The organism is Dactylosporangium darangshiense, from assembly GCF_039537565.1.
Taxonomy (GTDB): Bacteria; Actinomycetota; Actinomycetes; order Mycobacteriales; family Micromonosporaceae; genus Dactylosporangium; species Dactylosporangium darangshiense.
The window spans coordinates 17,340-34,133 of the sequence record NZ_BAABAT010000077.1; the positions used below are offsets into that span (position 1 = coordinate 17,340).

10 protein-coding genes and 3 pseudogenes are annotated in these 16,794 nt (G+C 68.8%); 5 read left to right on the forward strand and 8 right to left on the reverse strand.

Annotated features, from left to right (window positions below; genetic code table 11):
• Positions 1-78: 78 nt before the first annotated feature.
• Both ABD901_RS55015 and ABD901_RS55020 read right to left on the reverse strand, forming a co-directional pair.
• On the reverse strand, positions 79-4,971 hold the full coding sequence (locus tag ABD901_RS55015) for an AAA family ATPase (protein ID WP_345143551.1): 4,893 nt from the start codon (positions 4,969-4,971) through the stop codon (positions 79-81).
• 700 nt (positions 4,972-5,671) lie between these two features.
• Positions 5,672-5,851: a DUF3073 domain-containing protein gene (locus ABD901_RS55020; protein WP_345143554.1), complete on the reverse strand. Its 180-nt coding sequence runs from the start codon at positions 5,849-5,851 to the stop codon at positions 5,672-5,674.
• A gap of 441 nt (positions 5,852-6,292) precedes the next feature.
• On the opposite strand from ABD901_RS55020, the gene ABD901_RS59415 reads away from it, so the two are divergent.
• Positions 6,293-6,661, forward strand: coding sequence for a hypothetical protein (locus tag ABD901_RS59415; protein WP_380135268.1), 369 nt, complete (start codon positions 6,293-6,295; stop codon positions 6,659-6,661).
• Positions 6,662-6,937: 276 nt separating this feature from the next.
• The gene (locus ABD901_RS59420) at positions 6,938-7,183 is read left to right on the forward strand and encodes a hypothetical protein (protein WP_425556854.1); all 246 of its coding nucleotides are present in this window, start codon (positions 6,938-6,940) and stop codon (positions 7,181-7,183) included.
• On the opposite strand, the pseudogene ABD901_RS59425 reads toward ABD901_RS59420, so the two are convergent.
• Positions 7,091-7,440 (reverse strand): annotated as a pseudogene (locus ABD901_RS59425) (transposase); the annotation flags it as partial. The gene ABD901_RS59420 and the pseudogene ABD901_RS59425 sit on opposite strands and share 93 nt — an antisense overlap.
• Positions 7,441-7,635: 195 nt before the next feature.
• On the opposite strand from ABD901_RS59425, the gene ABD901_RS55035 reads away from it, so the two are divergent.
• Both ABD901_RS55035 and ABD901_RS55040 read left to right on the forward strand, forming a co-directional pair.
• Positions 7,636-7,968: an STAS domain-containing protein gene (locus tag ABD901_RS55035; protein ID WP_345143573.1), complete on the forward strand. Its 333-nt coding sequence runs from the start codon at positions 7,636-7,638 to the stop codon at positions 7,966-7,968.
• A gap of 573 nt (positions 7,969-8,541) precedes the next feature.
• A complete protein-coding gene (locus ABD901_RS55040) occupies positions 8,542-9,753 on the forward strand; it encodes a PP2C family protein-serine/threonine phosphatase (RefSeq protein WP_345143561.1) in 1,212 nt (403 codons plus the stop codon).
• Between the two features lie 1,066 nt (positions 9,754-10,819).
• Here ABD901_RS55040 and ABD901_RS59565 read toward each other — a convergent pair.
• The 3 genes and pseudogenes from ABD901_RS59565 to ABD901_RS55055 form a co-directional block, all read right to left on the reverse strand.
• Positions 10,820-11,209: pseudogene (locus ABD901_RS59565) on the reverse strand (AfsR/SARP family transcriptional regulator); the annotation flags it as partial.
• A gap of 1,176 nt (positions 11,210-12,385) precedes the next feature.
• Entirely contained in the window at positions 12,386-13,831 is a 1,446-nt protein-coding gene (gene mptB / locus ABD901_RS55050) for a polyprenol phosphomannose-dependent alpha 1,6 mannosyltransferase MptB (protein ID WP_345143576.1), read from the reverse strand.
• Positions 13,832-14,447: 616 nt separating this feature from the next.
• Positions 14,448-14,642, reverse strand: a pseudogene (locus ABD901_RS55055) (HAD-IC family P-type ATPase); the annotation flags it as partial.
• Between the two features lie 14 nt (positions 14,643-14,656).
• Between ABD901_RS55055 and ABD901_RS55060 the strand changes: the two are divergent.
• Positions 14,657-15,013 carry a hypothetical protein gene (locus tag ABD901_RS55060; protein WP_345143563.1) on the forward strand — a complete coding sequence of 119 codons (357 nt, stop codon included), beginning with the start codon at positions 14,657-14,659 and terminating at the stop codon, positions 15,011-15,013.
• A 298-nt stretch (positions 15,014-15,311) separates the two neighbouring features.
• On the opposite strand, the gene ABD901_RS59430 is transcribed toward ABD901_RS55060, so the two are convergent.
• Both ABD901_RS59430 and ABD901_RS55065 read right to left on the reverse strand, forming a co-directional pair.
• The gene (locus tag ABD901_RS59430) at positions 15,312-15,653 is read right to left on the reverse strand and encodes a site-specific integrase (protein WP_380139655.1); all 342 of its coding nucleotides are present in this window, start codon (positions 15,651-15,653) and stop codon (positions 15,312-15,314) included.
• 55 nt (positions 15,654-15,708) lie between these two features.
• Positions 15,709-16,599, reverse strand: a complete 891-nt coding sequence (locus tag ABD901_RS55065; RefSeq protein ID WP_345143566.1) for a hypothetical protein — start codon at positions 16,597-16,599, stop codon at positions 15,709-15,711.
• Between the last annotated feature and the right edge of the window lie 195 nt (positions 16,600-16,794).

A 16,794-nucleotide genomic window follows, 5' to 3' on the forward strand; every position in this document is an offset into this window, starting at 1 on the left:
ATGTTCGATACTCGCAGCGGCCGTGCCACCCTACCCATGACCGTCGGAACATATTGGCCCAGGTGGGGTGGGCAGCGATTAGCCTGGCACTCCCGCCGTGCTCGCGGCCGTGAGCGGCAGCTCCAGGCGCAGGCTGGTCCCTGTCCCGCGAGGGCTGTGGAGACGGATTCGGCCGCCGAATGCCTCGACGCGGTCTTTCAGCCCTACCAGGCCGGTTCCGTGGGCGAACTCGGCGCCACCGACGCCGTCGTCCTGGACCGTGACGCGCAGGACCCCCTCGACCGTGTCGGTGTCCACGGTGACAGTGACGGCTGAGCCGCGGGCGTGCTTGACCGCGTTGGTCAGCGCTTCGGCGACGGCGTAGTACGTGGTGACCTCGACGAGCTCGGGCAGTCGCGCTTGCGCGTGGATGTCGAGGTGGACGGGAATCGGCGAGCGGCGGGCGAGGGCGCGCAGCGCTGGGCCGAGGCCGCCCTCGCTGAGGATCGCCGGATGGATGCCGCGGGCGATCTCGCGCAGTTCGTCCAGTGCGGCGACCGCCCCGGCGGCGGCGCTGTCGAGCTGTTCGCGGAGTGTGTCGAGCTCGGGTGGCACCGCCGCCTGAGCCGTGCGCAGCTGTAGCGCCAGCGCGACCAGCCGCTGCTGGGCGCCGTCGTGCAGGTCCCGCTCGATACGCCGGCGGGTCAGGTCGGCGGTGGCGACAATCCGCGCGCGAGACGTGGTGAGCTCGGCGTAGAGCTGTGTGTTGTCCAGGGAGACGGCGAGTTGGCCGGCGACCAGCTTGACGGCGTCGAGCCGGTCGGTGGTGAACATGTCGCGGATGAGGCGATTCTCCAGCAGCAGCACCGCCTGCAGCGTGCCGCGGCTGAAGACGGGTACGGCCAGCAGCGAGCAGCAGGTGATGTCGGTGAAGTACGGGTCGCGGGCGAACCGGTCGTCGCTGGTGGCGTCGCCCACGACCAGCGGTTCGCCGATCCGGCGGACGTATCGCAGCACGGACATCGGCACCGTATGTTCGTGGTCGGTACCGCTGAGCGGGACGATGCCGCCGCCGTCGGGTAGCAGCCAGTGTTGCCGCTCGTTGCTCCACAGCAGCAGACGTACGGCGGTGGCGCCGGTTATCTCGCTGAGCACCTGGACCAGACGGGAGTGCAGCCCTGCAATGCTGGTCTCGGAGCTCAGCGCCTGCGACGCGGACAGAATGCCGAGCAGGTCGATCGTTCCGGTCGTGACGGTGGACCGGCGATGGCGAATGTCGTCGGGCTCGTTGCCGCGTTGCCTGGTGGTTGTGTCGGGATATGGGCGCAGGGTCGGGTAGGCCCAGTCGAGTTGGTCGACTTTCGCTGCCGCGCCCCAGGCTTGGTACTCGTGGCGGGCTTGGGCGAGCAGGTCGTAGCCGGCGTGTTCGACGCCATGGGTCAGATAGAAGCGGGCCGCGTGTTCGGTGATGAGGGCCCGATGCCATGGGCGCTGACGGCCGGCGACCTCGCTGCAGGCGGCGTCGAAGGCGAGGACGGCGGCGCGGAAGTCGCCGACGGCCCAGGCGCGCTCGGCCTCGAGCAAGCGCAGCAGATGCTGAAAGTTTGCCGGGGCGTCTGCGGCGCGGGCGGCCAGCCACTGCGTCACCTCGTCCAGTTCGGCAAGCAGACCGCCGCGCTCGTTACCGTGGCTGTCACGGACCTGCCCGGCGAGGGCCAGCCCGCGCAGCAGGTGCGCCACGGCAGTCGTGTACTGACCGGTGGGCGTCGGTTTTGGCGGCATCGCCGCTGCGGTGTGCTGCGCCAGGCCGGCCAGGTCGCCGTAGATGGCGGCGGCGATGGCGTGGGTGACGTGCGCGTGGAACAGCGCCAGCGGGTTGCCGGCGTGCCTGTCGCTGGGGACTGTTTCGCCGTCCGGGGCGGAGCCTTCGCCGCGCAGCACATCAGCCAACCACCGAAAGCTGTCGAGCCATTTGCTGGTCTGCTCGCCGCCGGTACGCCGTAGGAAGGCAAGCCCCGCCGCCACCTCGGCGGCGTAGACGTCCAGCGATGGTGCGCAGTCCAGCAGACCCGACTCGATTGGGTGGTAGGTGTATCCGGCGTTGGCCAGGTCGCCCCCCGCGATCAACCCCTCCCGGGCCCGCTGAGCTGCTTCGACACTGCTTTCGACCGGTTCGAACCAGCAGCTGAGCACAGAGAACAGGAAGCGCGCCTGCGAGGTTTCGGGCTCGTAGCCGCGCGCTTCGCCCAGCGCCAGGATCCGCCGCAGCGCCCGGTACCCGGCCGCGTAGTCGCCGCGCACCGTCACAGCGGCGAAGCCGATGTGGCTGACCGGGCCGAGCAGGGCACCAGCGGGGCCGTGCTCGATCCAGATTCGCAGCGCTTCCAGGCCCAGCCAGGCGACCACGGCGTGGTCGGGGACGAAGTAGGCCGCGGGCAGGATCGCGTTGATCAGACGGGTCGCGGCGAGCAGCGTCGGCTCGGTGAGGGCCGGCCGGGTCAGCTCGTCGGCGCTATCGGTGTGCTCCAGCCACCGGTAGAGGTAGTCGAACTGGTGGTCGAGCTCCATCGGGAGCCGGTCCGCGGCTGGTACGGCGATGCCCAGTTCACGCAGCGACTCCAGGCCAAGTCCGATCGCCTCAGCAAAGCGGTTCCGGTGGGTCAAGCTGCGCGCCTGCACCATTGTCGCGTCCGCCCGATCCAGGGCGTTGGTGCACAGCCCTTCGATCGTGCGGTACTCCGCGTCCGCTTCCTCCAGGCGTCCCGTGCTGTACAGGGCGGCGTGGCGGGCGGTGTGCACTTCGACGAGCGTGGCGATGTCGCCTGGGTCGACCAGCTGCAGCGCGGCGGTCAGCAGCTTGTTCACCAGCGTGTGGTCCCCGATCATCGTCGCCTGGTCGGTGGCGCGCCGCAGCAGCCCGACCAACACGCGCCGCTCCGCCGGGTCGTCGACCGCGTCGATGACCGGCAGGTACTGCTCCGCCGCGCACGCGAACCGCTCCGGCACCCCGGCCAGCCGCCGTGCCATCGCCAATCGGAGGGTACGGCGCCGTTGCGGATTCAGCCCGCGCAGGACCGCCTCCCGGATCCGGTCGTGGCGGAACCGCACCGCATGGTGTGCCCCGTGCTCCAACACCAGAAGGCTTCCGTCGAGGGCGGGCGCCAGCCGCTGTTCCAACACGCCCAGCGGCGCGGCGGTGGCGACCTGCAGCTCATCGAACTCGGCTCGCCAGCCAAAACACGCCATCGCCTCTACCACCTGCCGCGAGGCCGCCGGCAGGGCCTGAACCCGCGCCGCCAGCAGCCCGTCGACCTCGTACTGGCCCAGGTCAGCGCGTATCGCCGCCGCGTCCCACCGCCAGCCGGCGGGGGTCGCCGACAGCACGCCGTCACGGCGCAGCGCGTTGAGCACCTCCACGGTCTCGTACGGATTGCCGGACGCATACCGGTTGATCATGTCGACCAGGTCCGTCGCCGCAGCCCCGTCGGTGTGCAGCATCTCTGCAACCATGGCGACAGAGTCGGATGCCGGCAGGTTCGTCAGCCGCAGGTGCCGCACTGCGGGCTGCTCCCGCCACCGGGACAGTGGCGCCGCCAGCGGATGCGTAGCGTCTAGGTCGTCGTCGCGGTACGCGCCCACCAGCAACAGACCTTCGATCGGCTCCTCGCTCAACACGGCGTCGACGAAGCCCATCGGCGTGGAGCCCGCCCACTGCAGGTCATCGACGAACAGCACCAGCGGACGGTTCCGCGACACGACCGCCCGCAACAGGTCCACCCCCGAGCGCTGCGCCCGTACCTGCGCGGTCAGCGGGTCCCCGGGGTCGGGCGGCACCGTCAGCAGCGTCGCGAACTCCGGGTGTACTGCGGTCAGCAGCCCCACGTTCGGGCTGACCGCCTCCAAGATCCGCTCACGTATCTCGGCCAGCTGATCCTCCGGCCCGGCCAGCAATAGCCGACCCAACGCGCGAAACGCCTGATAGACCGCGTCAAACTCCAGATCCCGCCGATACTGGTCGAACTTGCCTGCCACGAACCAGCCATCAGCATCTGTCACCACCGGCCGCAGCTCATCGGCCAGCGCCGTCTTGCCCACCCCTGGCGCCCCACCCACGAGCAGCCCTCGACACCGGCCCGCCAGCGCGTCCTCGAACGCCGCCGTCAGCGCCGCCATTTCCGTATCCCGTCCCACCAGCCGTGACGGCGGCGGCAGCTGGAGCGGAACATCGCGCTCGCCGACCCGCAGCCGAACCGCCGGACGCGAGTCGGCGTCCCGCAGCCGCTCCAGGTCGTAGACCACACCCTCGGCAGTCTGGTAGCGGCAGTCCGGTTCCTTCTCCAGCAGATGCACGATGATCTGGGACAGTGGCGCGGGCACGGCTGGGTTCACCTCGGCGGGCGGCACCGGCACCCGAGCCAAATGGTCATGTGTCAGCCGCAACGGGTCCCCGCGGCCGAACGGCGGCGCACCCGTCGCCAGCTCATACAGCGTCGCACCCAACGCGTACAGGTCGGCCCGCTGATCCACTGCCCGGCCAGTCCGCCCGGTCTGCTCCGGCGCCAGGTACGGCAACGTCCCCAAGATCTCGGTGTGGTGCGTGAACTCGGGACGCAGCCCGGCCAACGGCGTCGCCAAGGCGAAATCCACCAGGCACGGGGCGCCGTCGCGGGAGATCAGGATGTTCGCCGGGGTGATGTCACGGTGCATCACGCCGCGCCGATGCATCCCCGCCACTGTCCTGGCCAGGCCCACCGCCAGCCCGATCAGGTCATCGACCGATAGCGGCTTGGCCCGCTCGGCCAAGCTTGTGCCGTCGACGTCGTCCACGACGAGCGCACCTGGGTACCGCGGCGCCTCCACCAACTGCGGGACACCCGCGACACCGCACAGCCGCTCCAGGATCGCCACCTCATGCTGCAGCCGCTGTTCCGCGTCCGGCCCCAGCGGCTCTTTCCGGACAACCGTGCGCGCAGCAAGGAAGAGCCGAGTCACGCGCGTCCGTTCGCTCTCGTGCACTGTTTCGCCACGAATGGGCGGATCTCGGCTGAGCGGCATCTTGCCTGCTCCCATTCCGTCACCCCCCGCGGCGATCGGACCGAACCACCGATATCGTGCTTACCCCCATTTTATGGATGAACGCGACCCGTGTGAGCTCGCGACGTAGCGCCCCGGCAGGGCCAGTCCTCGGTACCCGGCTGCTGATCGAACACCTTGGACGATCCGGTACGACGAGACGACGCGGACGGGCGGCGCGCCGGCTCTCGCTTGTCACTGCCGAGTTGATTGGCACCTGCCATACACGAAGCCGTCGTCCCCTGCTCCAGCGCATCGCCCTACGCGGAGCGCTGCGCTGGACACCCACCCGTCATCTGCGACGCAGCGCGAAGCTGCGCGCAGCCGACATCGGTCGGCAGCGTGACGGACACTCGGGGCCGCATCGCCGGGCCGCGCGGACCGCTCGGTGAGCGCAGCGGTGTGGGCGTCCGGCTCGTCACGCCGACGCAGCAAGTCCGCAAGCTCGTGCAGCCACTCATCCACCCAGCAACCTACTGCGCAGATACGTTCAGGCGCAGGCAGCCAAGCTCCTGTCGCCACGCTGGTGAACTGGGCGAATCTCGGCGCGGTGCGCGTCAGTCGGCTTTGGCGACGGTTGTGGTGCTCGAGTTGGCGGAGCTGGCTTACCTCCGGGGGCTCAGCGTGCGGAGCTGCCGTCGCGCTCGCTGGCGTGATGGGCGGTGTTGGGTTCGTGGTCGTCGGGGCGGGGTGTGCCGGCCAGTTCGCGCTGCAATGCGGTGAGGTCGGTGGGTGGGCTGAAGTACTTCAGTTCCCGGGCGATTCTCCCCTGCCTGGCCTTGGCTCGTCCGCGTCCCATGTCCGCCCCCGTGAATGCTGGGTCGCTGCCGCGACCACCAGAGAGAGTCCGTTCGTGTCGGACACCGTACCTGGTGTCTGGGGCGGAGCCGGCGGTCAGCCTCCACCACCCACCGCCCGCTCCGCCACCACTATTTTTTCTCCCGCCGGCTCCGCCGAGGTCGGATCATCCACGTCCCCTGGCTCTCGGTGCCAGGCAGGCGCAGCTCGTGCGCCGGCATGGTGTGTCGTCCTTATCATTTCCGCTGGGTGCGGAAGTAACAGGGACATCTGGGTGACGTTATGAGGACACCCGCTTCGCGGGGTATGGCGAAGCGGTGGTTGTCCGGCGGTAACGGTCTGGTCTGAGCCTGACCCGCGGCCATATCGCTGGCGATGTCCGGCACGTGCGACCAGTCCAGCAGCGTAGGGCACGTCCAGAGCTCATCGATGCAGGCCAGCCGTGCTGATCGCCTCGAAGGATCAGGTGGAGCTGCGCTCAGGTCCAACCGCCGGTGCCACCCTGGTGGGGGCGGTCCGGCTGCTGGTATCGCGGCGGGCGGCCCTTCGCCTGGGCCGGCCCGATTCGCTCACCGTCGCCACCTCGCCCGAGGAGCCAGCGCGCCCTGCAGCCGCGCTGTGCGGAGTGCGGCGGCCCGGTGCCGCTGACCGTGCTCGACTCGCCTACCGCGAGGTCACCGGGCCGGTCCTGCAGTACGTCGACGAGTTGTGCGGCAGCGCGCCGCGCGACGTCGTGGCGGCCTACATCCCGGAGTACGTGGTCGCCGCTGGTGGGAGAACCTGCTACACAACCAGAGCGCAGTGCGGCTGAAGGCGCGCCTGCTGTTCCTGCCCCAGGTGATGGTGATCAGCATGCCGTAGCGGCCGCGCTGTCGAGCCAGGCCCAGGAGCGCGCAGACGAGGCGGCGGCTGCCGACCGGCGGCACCGTCCCGTCGCAGTCAAGCACCCCCGCCGAGCCTGCTCAAGGTGGAACCTTCGCTGCCGACGCCGGGCAAGACAACCTGAACTTCCCGGTGTGCGGCGTGATGAGCGGGTAACCAGCGCCAGCACGGACGGGAGCGGACGATGGGTGACGAGGAGTGAACGATGGGTGACGAGACGGGCCGGCCGGTGCGGTACGGGGACCAGGCGGTCCGGCAGGGACATGGCGGCGAGACGCACCAGGTGGCGGGCGACGGTCGGTCGAGCCTCACCACCCAGCAGGGCACGCCGGTCGGCGACGACCAGAACAGATACCTGCGGCTCGAACGAACCGTCCTGGTCACGGGGCACCGTGATCTCGACCGGACCAACATCGGTCAGCACCGTCTTCGCCTGGCTGCCATTGCATGAGCGTTCCTATCAGCCCGGATCATGCTTGTCTTAGCCCAGGTGATCGGTGATCCCCATCCAGCGCAGCCTCGATCATCCACTTGGTCCACTGCTGCAGCAGACCACCCTCACCGTCAGCTGCAGCCCCGGCCGCACGAGCCTGCTCGGCCCAGACGGCCGGCCCACCGGCACTCGGCATCCACGCCCTCCGGCGTGATTGCCGGAGCCTCCTTCTTCGCCGCGGCGGAAGTACCCACGGACTCTGTCATCACGGTCATCAAGTGCGTCTCATCGATCGCGAGTCACACGCCTTTCTCACAGTCCCCCGCCCTGAGTGGTTCCGGTTCTTGAGTACGGGAACTCTGTGAGGGGAGGGGGGTCACAGCGTGTGACGCCCTCCTCCGCCGCGGCACTGAATTCCTCAAATGGGACGTCACGGCGTCTCTGGTACAAGTAAGGGACCGATCATGGGAATGTCTATCGAGACCCGGGAGGTTACTGACGGCGCGGTGGTGAGCATCGCCGGGGAGCTGGACGTTTCGGTCGTGGACGCGGTCCAGCAGACCCTCGAGGCGGCGCTCGCGCGCCGGCCGCAGATACTGCGGGTCGACCTGGCACAGGTGCGGCTGCTCGATTCGAGGGTGATGGCCGTGCTGTGGCTGACATACAAGGCCGCAGCCGCACAGAACACAACACTGATCCTGTGCAACCCAACCGAGTTCGTCGCGCACGTGTTGGACGTCGCCGGATTGCTCACCGTGCTGCCGGTGGAGCGGGATCACAGCGGTGGAGCGGTCACCGGTTGAGGTGCGCCGGAGTCATAGCGCACTCAACGCCGAGCGGCAACGCACCGAGCTGGACCGGTGCGCCGCGCTCCAGCAGCGCCTCGACGCGCTCGGCACGCTGCACGGCCGCCACCCGGCGCACCCGCACCCGACACCGGACGTGAGCTCTTGGCGCAGGCACACAGCACCCCGAACAGGCCCGCGACAGCCTACGGCACGTGTACCCGTCGGCGCTCGACTACAGCACGCCTCAACGAGGCCCTGGCCCGGGTCGCGTGCCGCTCGACCTTTCCTGTCGAACAGTTGGGTACGGCCAGGCCCGAGTGCGCGGCCACGGTCGCGTCGGGCCCGGCTGTGGTGCAGCTGCAGAGTCGACGCGAGCCTGCGTAGCCGCCGGGCGAACTCACCGCTGGCCCCGGCCAGCACGCAGCGGCCGTCCGGCACGGATGAGTGGCTCGTACAGCTGCGGGGTAGGTGGAGGGAAAGGAGGTGGGTGAGATTGGGTGTCGTTGGGCTCTGTGTCCGAAGGCCGGGTGCCGTTCGCCGGGGCATACGGCACACGGCATACCCCAGCGCGCAGTGAGGTGGCGAGCCGTGACGGTGACAGGCGATCAATGGCGCGGTGCGATAGCGAATCTGCTGCAGCGAACCCGCCGGGCGCTGCCGGACGACCTGGCCGCTGATGTGGCCGCGGCCGCGCCGCCGGGGCTGGATGTGCGCATGTACCTCGTCGACCAGGAGCAGCGAGCGCTGCACGGTGTACCGCGGCCCGACGCGGAGCTACCCGAACCGCTGATGGTGGAGTCGACGACCGCGGGACGGGTCTTCATGACCGTGGAGCCGTTGGTGTCAACGGCGGCCGGGCGGCCGGCACGGTTGTGGATGCCGCTGCTGGACGGTACCGAACGGCTGGGCGTGCTCGAATTCATCGCCCTGAGCGACCTCGTGTTCGACGACGACGTCACGTTCGGCTGCGATCTGTTCGGTCAGCTCGTCGGCCATCTGGTCGCCGCCAAAATTCCCTACGGCGACGCCCTACTGAAGGTCAAGCGCACGCGCCGAATGTCCGAGGCGTCCGAGCTGGTGTGGCGCCTCCTGCCACCGCTGACCTTCGTGTGCAACACGATGACCGTTTCCGCGATCCTCGAGCCCTGCTACGAGGTCGGCGGTGACGGGTTCGACTACGCGATCAACGGTCCGTTGCTCTTCTTCGCCATCTTCGACACGGCCGGGCACGAACTGCGCGCCGGCCTCGGCACCGCGGTGGTGATGTCGGCAATCCGCGCCGCCAGGCGGTCCGGCGCCGGGTTGTACGCCTTGCCCCGGGCCGCCGACCAGGCACTCGAAGTGCACCTGCCCGAGCTGCGGTTCACCACGGCGTTCCTCGCCGAACTCGACCTCGCCAGCGGGCGGCTGCGCTACATCAACGCCGGCCACCCGCAGCCGCTGCTGATCCGGCACGGCAAGGTCGTTCGCAGCCTGGTGGGCGGCCGGCGGATGCCCCTGGGACTCGACGACTCGCAGATCGAGATCGCCGAGGAGATGCTCGAGCGGGGTGACCAGCTGCTGCTCTTCACCGACGGCGTCACCGAGGCCAGGGACCGCGCCGGCGAGCCGTTCGGCACCGAACGGCTCATCGACCTGGTACAACGCAACGCCGGCCACCTGCCGGCACCTGAGACGCTGCGCCGGCTCTGCCACGCCGCTCTGTCACACTACGACGGCCCGCCGGCGGACGACGCCACCCTGTTGCTCGTGGAGTGGTCGCAGAAGGCGGCGGCCGCGATGATGCCGACCACCGCATGACCGGCGACGTAGCCGTTCGTCGCGCTCTGCACGCTGCCGCTCCGGCGAGCGCGCCTGGTATCACGCGGCGGACCCATAGCGCACCGAGCACCGGGTGACGACCGCCCAGCTGCAGGCATGGCTGGGCCACCGCAGCCCGAACACCACCCGACACGTTCGTGGTCAAGTCCGGCAGCACGCGGCACGCGTTCACGAAGAACGAGACCACGAAGTACGCGAGATGCGCACGGCGCGTCAGATCCGACTCCCCCGCCTCCGCGAGACGCTGCTGGGCGTACTCCTTGATCCGCGACATGGTGCGCAACCTGGCCGCGGCCAGTTCGATTGCCAGCGGCATCCCGTCCAGCGCCCGGCACATGCGCGCCATGGTCGCCAACGTGTGATCGTCGGCCGCAAGGTCCTTGCGCACCGCGCCAGCTCGGTCCTGCAACAGCCGGACGGCCGGAGAGGCGTCGATCTCGCCGGGCTCGGCGCCCTGCGCGGGCAGGACCAACGGCGCGATCGGCCACAGTGCCTCACCGGTGATGCTGAGGGGTTCCCTGCTCGTCGCGAGGATCCGCAGCCGCTGGCACTCGCCGAGCACTCGATGGGCGAATGTCGCCGCCGACTCGATCACGTGCTCGCAGTTGTCCAGAACCAGCAGCATCGCCCGCTCGCGGACGGCGGCGATGACGCGATCCGTCGGCTCCGCGCCCGGTGCCTCGCCGAGCAGGGCATCCCGGAGGCCGAGTCCGGCGAGCGTCGCCTGCGCCACGTCGCCGTCCGCGCCGATGGCCGCGAGCTCCACCAGCCAGGCCCCGTCCGGCAGGTCGCCGAGCAGCGTGTGCGCGGTCTCCGCGGCCAGCCTCGTCTTCCCCAACCCGCCCGGCCCGATCAGGGTGGTGAGCCGATGCTCGGCGATGAGTTCGCGGACCGCGACGACATCGGCGTCCTTGCCGACATAGCTGGTCAGCTCGGCACGCAAGTTGGTCTGCCGCTTCTCCTCCCGCCGTACCAACTCGCCCCGCAGCAGGGCGACGTGCAATGCGGACAGCTCCGGTGAGCGATCAACGCCCAGCTCGTCGGCCAGGGCTTCCCGTGTGCGCTCGTACACGATCAGCGCCTCGGTGTCGCGACCGGTCGCGGCGAGGGCCCGCATCAGCGCGGCGACAAGCCGTTCCCGCACCGGGTGGGCGGCCACCAGGTCGGTCACCTCCGTGACCAGCTCCGCGCCGTGGCCAAGCCGGATCTCCGCGTCGAACCGATCCACCATGGCCGTCAGACGCAGCCTGTCAAGCCGGGTGACCGCCGCGTCAAACGCCGCACTCTCCTCCAAACCGATGTCCTGCATGGCCGCACCGCGCCACAATGCGAGCGCCTCACGCAGCCGCCGTACCCCCTGTGAATCCTCGCCGTTGCGGGCCTGGCCGACGAGACGCTCGAACCGCACGGCGTCGACAGCATCGGGCTCCACCATCAACCGGTAGCCGTCCGTCTGCCCCTCGACCAACCCCTCCGGCAGCGCCTTTCGCAGCCGGGACACCAAGCGTTGCAAGGCATTCGGCGTCGGCCGGCGGGTGTTCACCCCAGATCCAGTCGACGAGGGTCGCCTTGGGGGTCACTCGACCGGGTTCGAGCGCGAGTGCGACCAACAGCCCACGCAGCCGCGCGCCCGGCACATCGGCGAGGGTGCCATCGTCGGTGCGAACCTCGAACGATCCGAGCATCCCGATCTTCACTCGGCCGATCTTGCCATGGGCGACGGCTGGGCCCGGATGGCGATGACCGGCCCGGGCGAGTGGCAGGACATGATGCCCCTCGTCCGGGCCGAGCGAGCCCACGCGGCAGCCCGACGCGCCGAGCTGGCCGGTGGCGGGCCAGCGACCGCTGCCGATGGCTCGCAGGGTGATCGGGTGTCTGCACGGTGACGTACCTGGTTGTGGGTCATCCTCAGCCTGGCACTTGCCGTCGTCGTCGGCCTGGGCGTGCTCGGCCTCGCCGCACTGCGCTGGTACAGCCGGGGACCTGACGCCGGGGATAAAATCGCCTGACGCGGCCGCCTACGCGTGGGTGACGACCTTCAACCCGGCAGCCCGGGACGACAACGTTGGCCTATCCCGGCTGGTCGTGTCGACTCGGCGGGATGACGTCTTGCGCCAGCGCAGGGACTACCTCGCGCAGATTGAAGCGGACCACGCCAAGCACCAGTGGAACCCAGGCAAGTTCTCCACTGACGGCGGCGGGCAGGACACCGAAGCCCGGCACGGCGACCAGGCGGAGCCACCAGCTGATCGTGGGCCCGATGTCCGTTGCCAGCGAAGTCCGCATTGGAGGAGACCGACGGGCTCTGTTGCGTTGGGGTAGGCATGATCGAGTCGGACTTGACCGGCGAGCTCAGGCTGGAGCAATGAGACCGCCTGCCCGTGCTCGATCCTGGTCGCCACCCATGTCATCAGCGGCGCGCACAAATACGGGTTCAGCATCACCACCCCACGGCTGGCCCCGCTGTGCGCAGACGGTCGCGATCGTCTGGGCGCCGACATCCAGGGGCTTGACGTCACCCACCCGTTCCACCTGACCGGCATCGGATCGATCCGCATGGCCTCAGCCGTGGTGCAGGTCATCAAGCCGGACGCCAGCGCCTGATCCCCGGTCACCGCTCGGCGGCGGCCAGCTCGGACACGGGAAGCGGCTGGCGTCGCAGCTGGTAGCCGAGCGCTCCCAGGGCGAGCAGAGCGACGACGACGCCGATGGCCGCACCGAGCAGTACGGGCAACCCGGGCGGGACGCCACCGGGCAGGACGAAGATGACCAACAACGCCGACAACACCGCGACACCGCGACGCATCGCGTCGGATCCGGCGGCGGCCAGCGGTATGCAGCCCCACAGCAGGTACCAGGGATGCACCACCGGGGCGAGCACCACGAGCGCCGCGAGGCACAGGCCGAGCGCGGCCACCGGGCCCACCTGCGTGCTACGGCGCAGCAGGAACATGAAGACCGCCGCGGCGACCACCAGACCCGCGAGCCAGAAGGCGTCCCTGGTCTGGTCGACGGTCGCCAGTCCCAACCAGTGCAAGGCCTGACCGGAGACGTACCCCAGGTCGGTGGTCACCGACATCCAGGTACGCGCGAGCGTTGGGGTCTTCAGCGTCCCTACCCAGCCGTAGCCGGTGCCGGCCAGCGTGGTGAAGACGACCGCGGTACCCGCGGCGGCGGCGAGCGCGCCGCACGCCGCACGAACCCATCTAGTCCCGACAGCCAACCGACCCGCCCAGATCGGGACGACGAACGCGATCGCGACGGCGGCCGGAGCCTTGACCAGCCCGGCCAGGGTGATCGCCACGACACCGAGCCACGGGCGTCCTCGGAGCGCCAGCACCAGCCCAGCGGTCATGAGCCCGAGCATCAACGCGTCATTGTGCGCGTCGGCCACTAGGTGCAGCAGCACCAGCGGGTTGAGCACGCCGAGCCAGACCGCGACGGCGGGGTCCACGCCAGATGCGTGCGCAAGGCGAGGCACCGACCACGCGACCAGGCCTACGCCCGTCAAGGCCAGCATCCGCATCCCGATGATGCCGGGCCAGGTGCTCTGCTGGGTCAGGTGCGCAACGCCGTTGGCGAGGTTCAGGAACACCGGGCCATAGGGTGCCGGGGTGTCCTGCCAGATCGCGGGGACGTTGGCGCCCAACTGCCCGCCCAGCGCGGAGGGCCCGACCTTGTACGTGTTCATCCCGGCCATGGCCATCGCACCCTGGGCCAGATAGCTGTACACGTCACGGCTGAAGATCGGGGCGATCAACAGGAACGGCAACGTCCACCAGACACCGGTTTTCATCAGTCCGCGCACCGAAGGGCCGTCCGGGCGACGTACCAACGCGCCGACCCTCCACCAGGCCACCAGCAGCAACGTCAGACCGACGTAGACCACTGCCGTCGCGAACACCGTTGCGTCGCGCAGTTCCGCGACTCCGGGCAAAAGGAGCATCGGGTCATGCGCGGGCGCCGCACCGGCCAGCACTCCACCGGCGGCGATCATCACGCCGCCGATCAAACCCAGCCAGTGCCAGAAGCGCACACCCTGCCTGCGCGCCGGCATCACCACGACGGCTCGCCCAGGGCGATCCGGGAGCGCGCATCCGGCCGGTCGCATTCGGGCCGAGGTCGTCCTCTCATCCCCGAACGATCAGGTGAGGCGCACGAGGACGGGGTCCCCCATGGCAACGAGGCCGGGCGCACGGCACAGCCCGGAGTAAGGCCAACAACCATCTGAACACCACTCCCCGTCGGCGTAGCCGTCCGCGCTCATCGAGCCGAGCTCTCAGTTACCCACCGTTCGCGATCTGGCGCGGGCGGCGGCGCCAACGGGCCCGCCTTCACGGTGAAGGTGTTCGGAGACGATCACCGGAGATTCCCCATAGATGCTACGTGGGCCACTGCCGCCGTTCCGGGCTCGCCGGGTGGTACGGGCGTGTGTACTCCAGGGTGAATTCGTGCCCAAATGTTTTCGCGGCCCGCATCTGCCGGTCGGGCATACCGCGACGAACGCTGGCGCTGCTCTGAAGTCCCGGCGCTCTCATACTGTCGTGTCCGCGTGTCGATCCTGTTAAGCCGGGAGGGTCAGATCGATCGCCTTGGTGGCCGGGTTACGTGGGTAGCCTGGGTTGATCAGGTGTCGGGGAGAACTCCGGCCCGCTCGTGCGCCATCGGTATCCGATCATGACGGCGGCCTCCTTGGAGACCTCCGTGCCGGTGATGCCCATCGCGACGCCGATGTCGGCGGCCTTGAGGGCCGGCGCGTCGTTGACACCGTCGCCGGTGATCGCCACCACGTTGCCGCTGTGTTTTAGCAGCTGGACCAACCGCGGCCTGCCCTCTGGGGCGACCCTGGCCACGACATTGACAGTGTCGAAGACCATGATCGATGGTCGTCGAGCTGTTGAGCCACAACGACTCCTGTCAACTGCTCGTCGATCGTCTCGGCGTACTGCGGATCGCCGCCGAGCCCCCAGCGCTGAGGGAGATCATCACTTCTTGTGCCGGCCTCTCTGTTGCGCTGGTCTTTGTCGCGGCCCGCGCGGTCCGCGTACCCAGGCCTGTCGATGGCCTCGCTGGCTGCCGAACTCAGCTATTCCCGGACAACGACTACATGCGCTGGCCACCGACGATCCGAGTACCGCCTGGAACAGGCCCGCGCCAAGACGAGTGGCCGCTGGGGATCGTCTATCGGATCGCCAGCGGCCCCAATGATCAACTACTCATCCAGGCAGGCAGAGTTTGATCTCCCGCGAGGCGATCATTGTGTGAATATCCTTTGTGTTTGGCCACCGACACGCCCCACGCCCGGCAGACGACCGCCCAGATGTGTGATCGACGTGTGATCGACGGCTTCCGCACCGAACGATACGGCTTGTCATCCACCGACAGGCGTCGCCATCCGGGCGCCATACAAATAGGCATCGACCGCACAATCCGTACGAAGTTCACTCAAACAACATCGTCGGGTTCGCGCTCTTAATCTGCGGGTTGTAGATTCAAGTCCTACGCGGCGTACCAATACTGACCAGGGCGTTTACCAATCATGGTAGACGCCCTGGTCGATTTTCGGCCCAGCTGACAGCAGCCGTGACAGCAATCGAGTCACTCGGGCTCGGTCTCCCCAATGCGTCATCCATCCGGCCGGCTGCCTCGTCCTGCATGGCCGGCAGGACGTGACCGTACGTGTTCATCGTGACGGCGATCTGGGAGTGACCGAGGATCTCCATCACCACCCGAGCCGACACACCACCGCGCAGCAGCAGGGTCGCGCACGTGTGCCGCAGGTCATGGAACCGGATCGGGCGCACTCCGGCCCGCTTGATCAGCCGGGCATAGGTGGTGCGGAGGTTGCGCGCCTCGATGTGTCCCCCAGTGGGTGACAGTGATACCCGGAGGACTCAACCACCCAGTGTTATACGTCGTCAGGTCGGCTTACAGTCAACGAGAGGGAGACCGCCCCGGCTCGGAAGTTGGGATTCTCGTCGCGATTGCAGGCGGAGCGATCAACGGCGGAGCCGAGGCTCCGACGGGTGCGCTGGAACCGAGAGAGCCGGTCGTGTCCGGGGATTCGGCGGACCCTTCGGTTAATGGTGACACGCCCGGTGCGGGATGGCAGAGATTCAGGATGGTGCACAGTCGAGCCGCGATCAGCGATAGCTCGTCACTGCCGACGCTGGACATGAGGGAACCGTGTGTCGTGGTGCTGATCAGGAAGATCGAGTTGCCCGTTTGGATGCCTTTGACGCGTACCAGCTCGGCGTCGGGGTATTGACCGGTCAGATGTGTTGCGTCGAGCTGCGAGGCCATTCCCGGGTCGATCCAGCCGCATGCCTGACCGGCCGCGACCAGGCCCGCGATCGCGGCCTTGGCAGCGAGCTCGCTGTCGAAGAGGACCAGTTGTTCGGTCACCCGGGTCGGCAAGTGCGCCTCCTCGTCAGGACGACCTGGTCCGGTCGCCCCGCGGACGTCAGTACGGCCGGGCAGGGTCGGATCACTGGCCGCGCAGCTAGCGAACACCGCAGGGATGGCCACGTTGTCGTCGGCGCGCCAACCGGCCTCACCCTCGTGCGGGAGCCTCAGGCTGGCCGGGATCCCGAGGCGCGCCGAGTAACTCTCGACGGATGTCCCGGCGCCATTACTGCCGTCAGCTACATTGGCGCCGACCGTGGCGAGCGCGGCGAACGCCCCAACGGCGACGGCCGAAGTTGTCGCTACGCCGATGCGCCGACGGTCTCCCCGTGCGCGCACTCGATCCGGCGCAACTATCCGCGCATGGCGGGAGACGTCGGCGTCGAGGGCAATGAACCGCTCGGATAGGTGATCATACATGTCTATCTACCTCCGTTAGATCGTCCGCAGTGAGCAGCCGGGCGAGCGCCTGCCGTGTGCCGTGCCACAACTCGTCGCACGGTTTGTGAGCTGGGGTTTCGTCGGTCGGCTGCACGCTCCAGTGATGGTGTTCCGGCTGTTGTATCTGATCATGGTTCAGCTGTTCGGCTGGCTTGTGTGGCTGTCGCGCAGCGA

Coding starts and splice junctions, on each gene's coding strand:
- ABD901_RS55060 (WP_345143563.1), top strand. CDS start 14,657: ATGGTCGTCGAGCTGTTGAGCCACAACGACTCCTGTCAACTGCTCGTC.
- ABD901_RS55035 (WP_345143573.1), top strand. CDS start 7,636: ATGTCTATCGAGACCCGGGAGGTTACTGACGGCGCGGTGGTGAGCATC.
- ABD901_RS59420 (WP_425556854.1), top strand. CDS start 6,938: ATGGGTGACGAGACGGGCCGGCCGGTGCGGTACGGGGACCAGGCGGTC.
- mptB (WP_345143576.1), bottom strand. CDS start 13,831: ATGCCGGCGCGCAGGCAGGGTGTGCGCTTCTGGCACTGGCTGGGTTTG.
- ABD901_RS55065 (WP_345143566.1), bottom strand. CDS start 16,599: ATGTATGATCACCTATCCGAGCGGTTCATTGCCCTCGACGCCGACGTC.
- ABD901_RS55020 (WP_345143554.1), bottom strand. CDS start 5,851: ATGGGACGCGGACGAGCCAAGGCCAGGCAGGGGAGAATCGCCCGGGAA.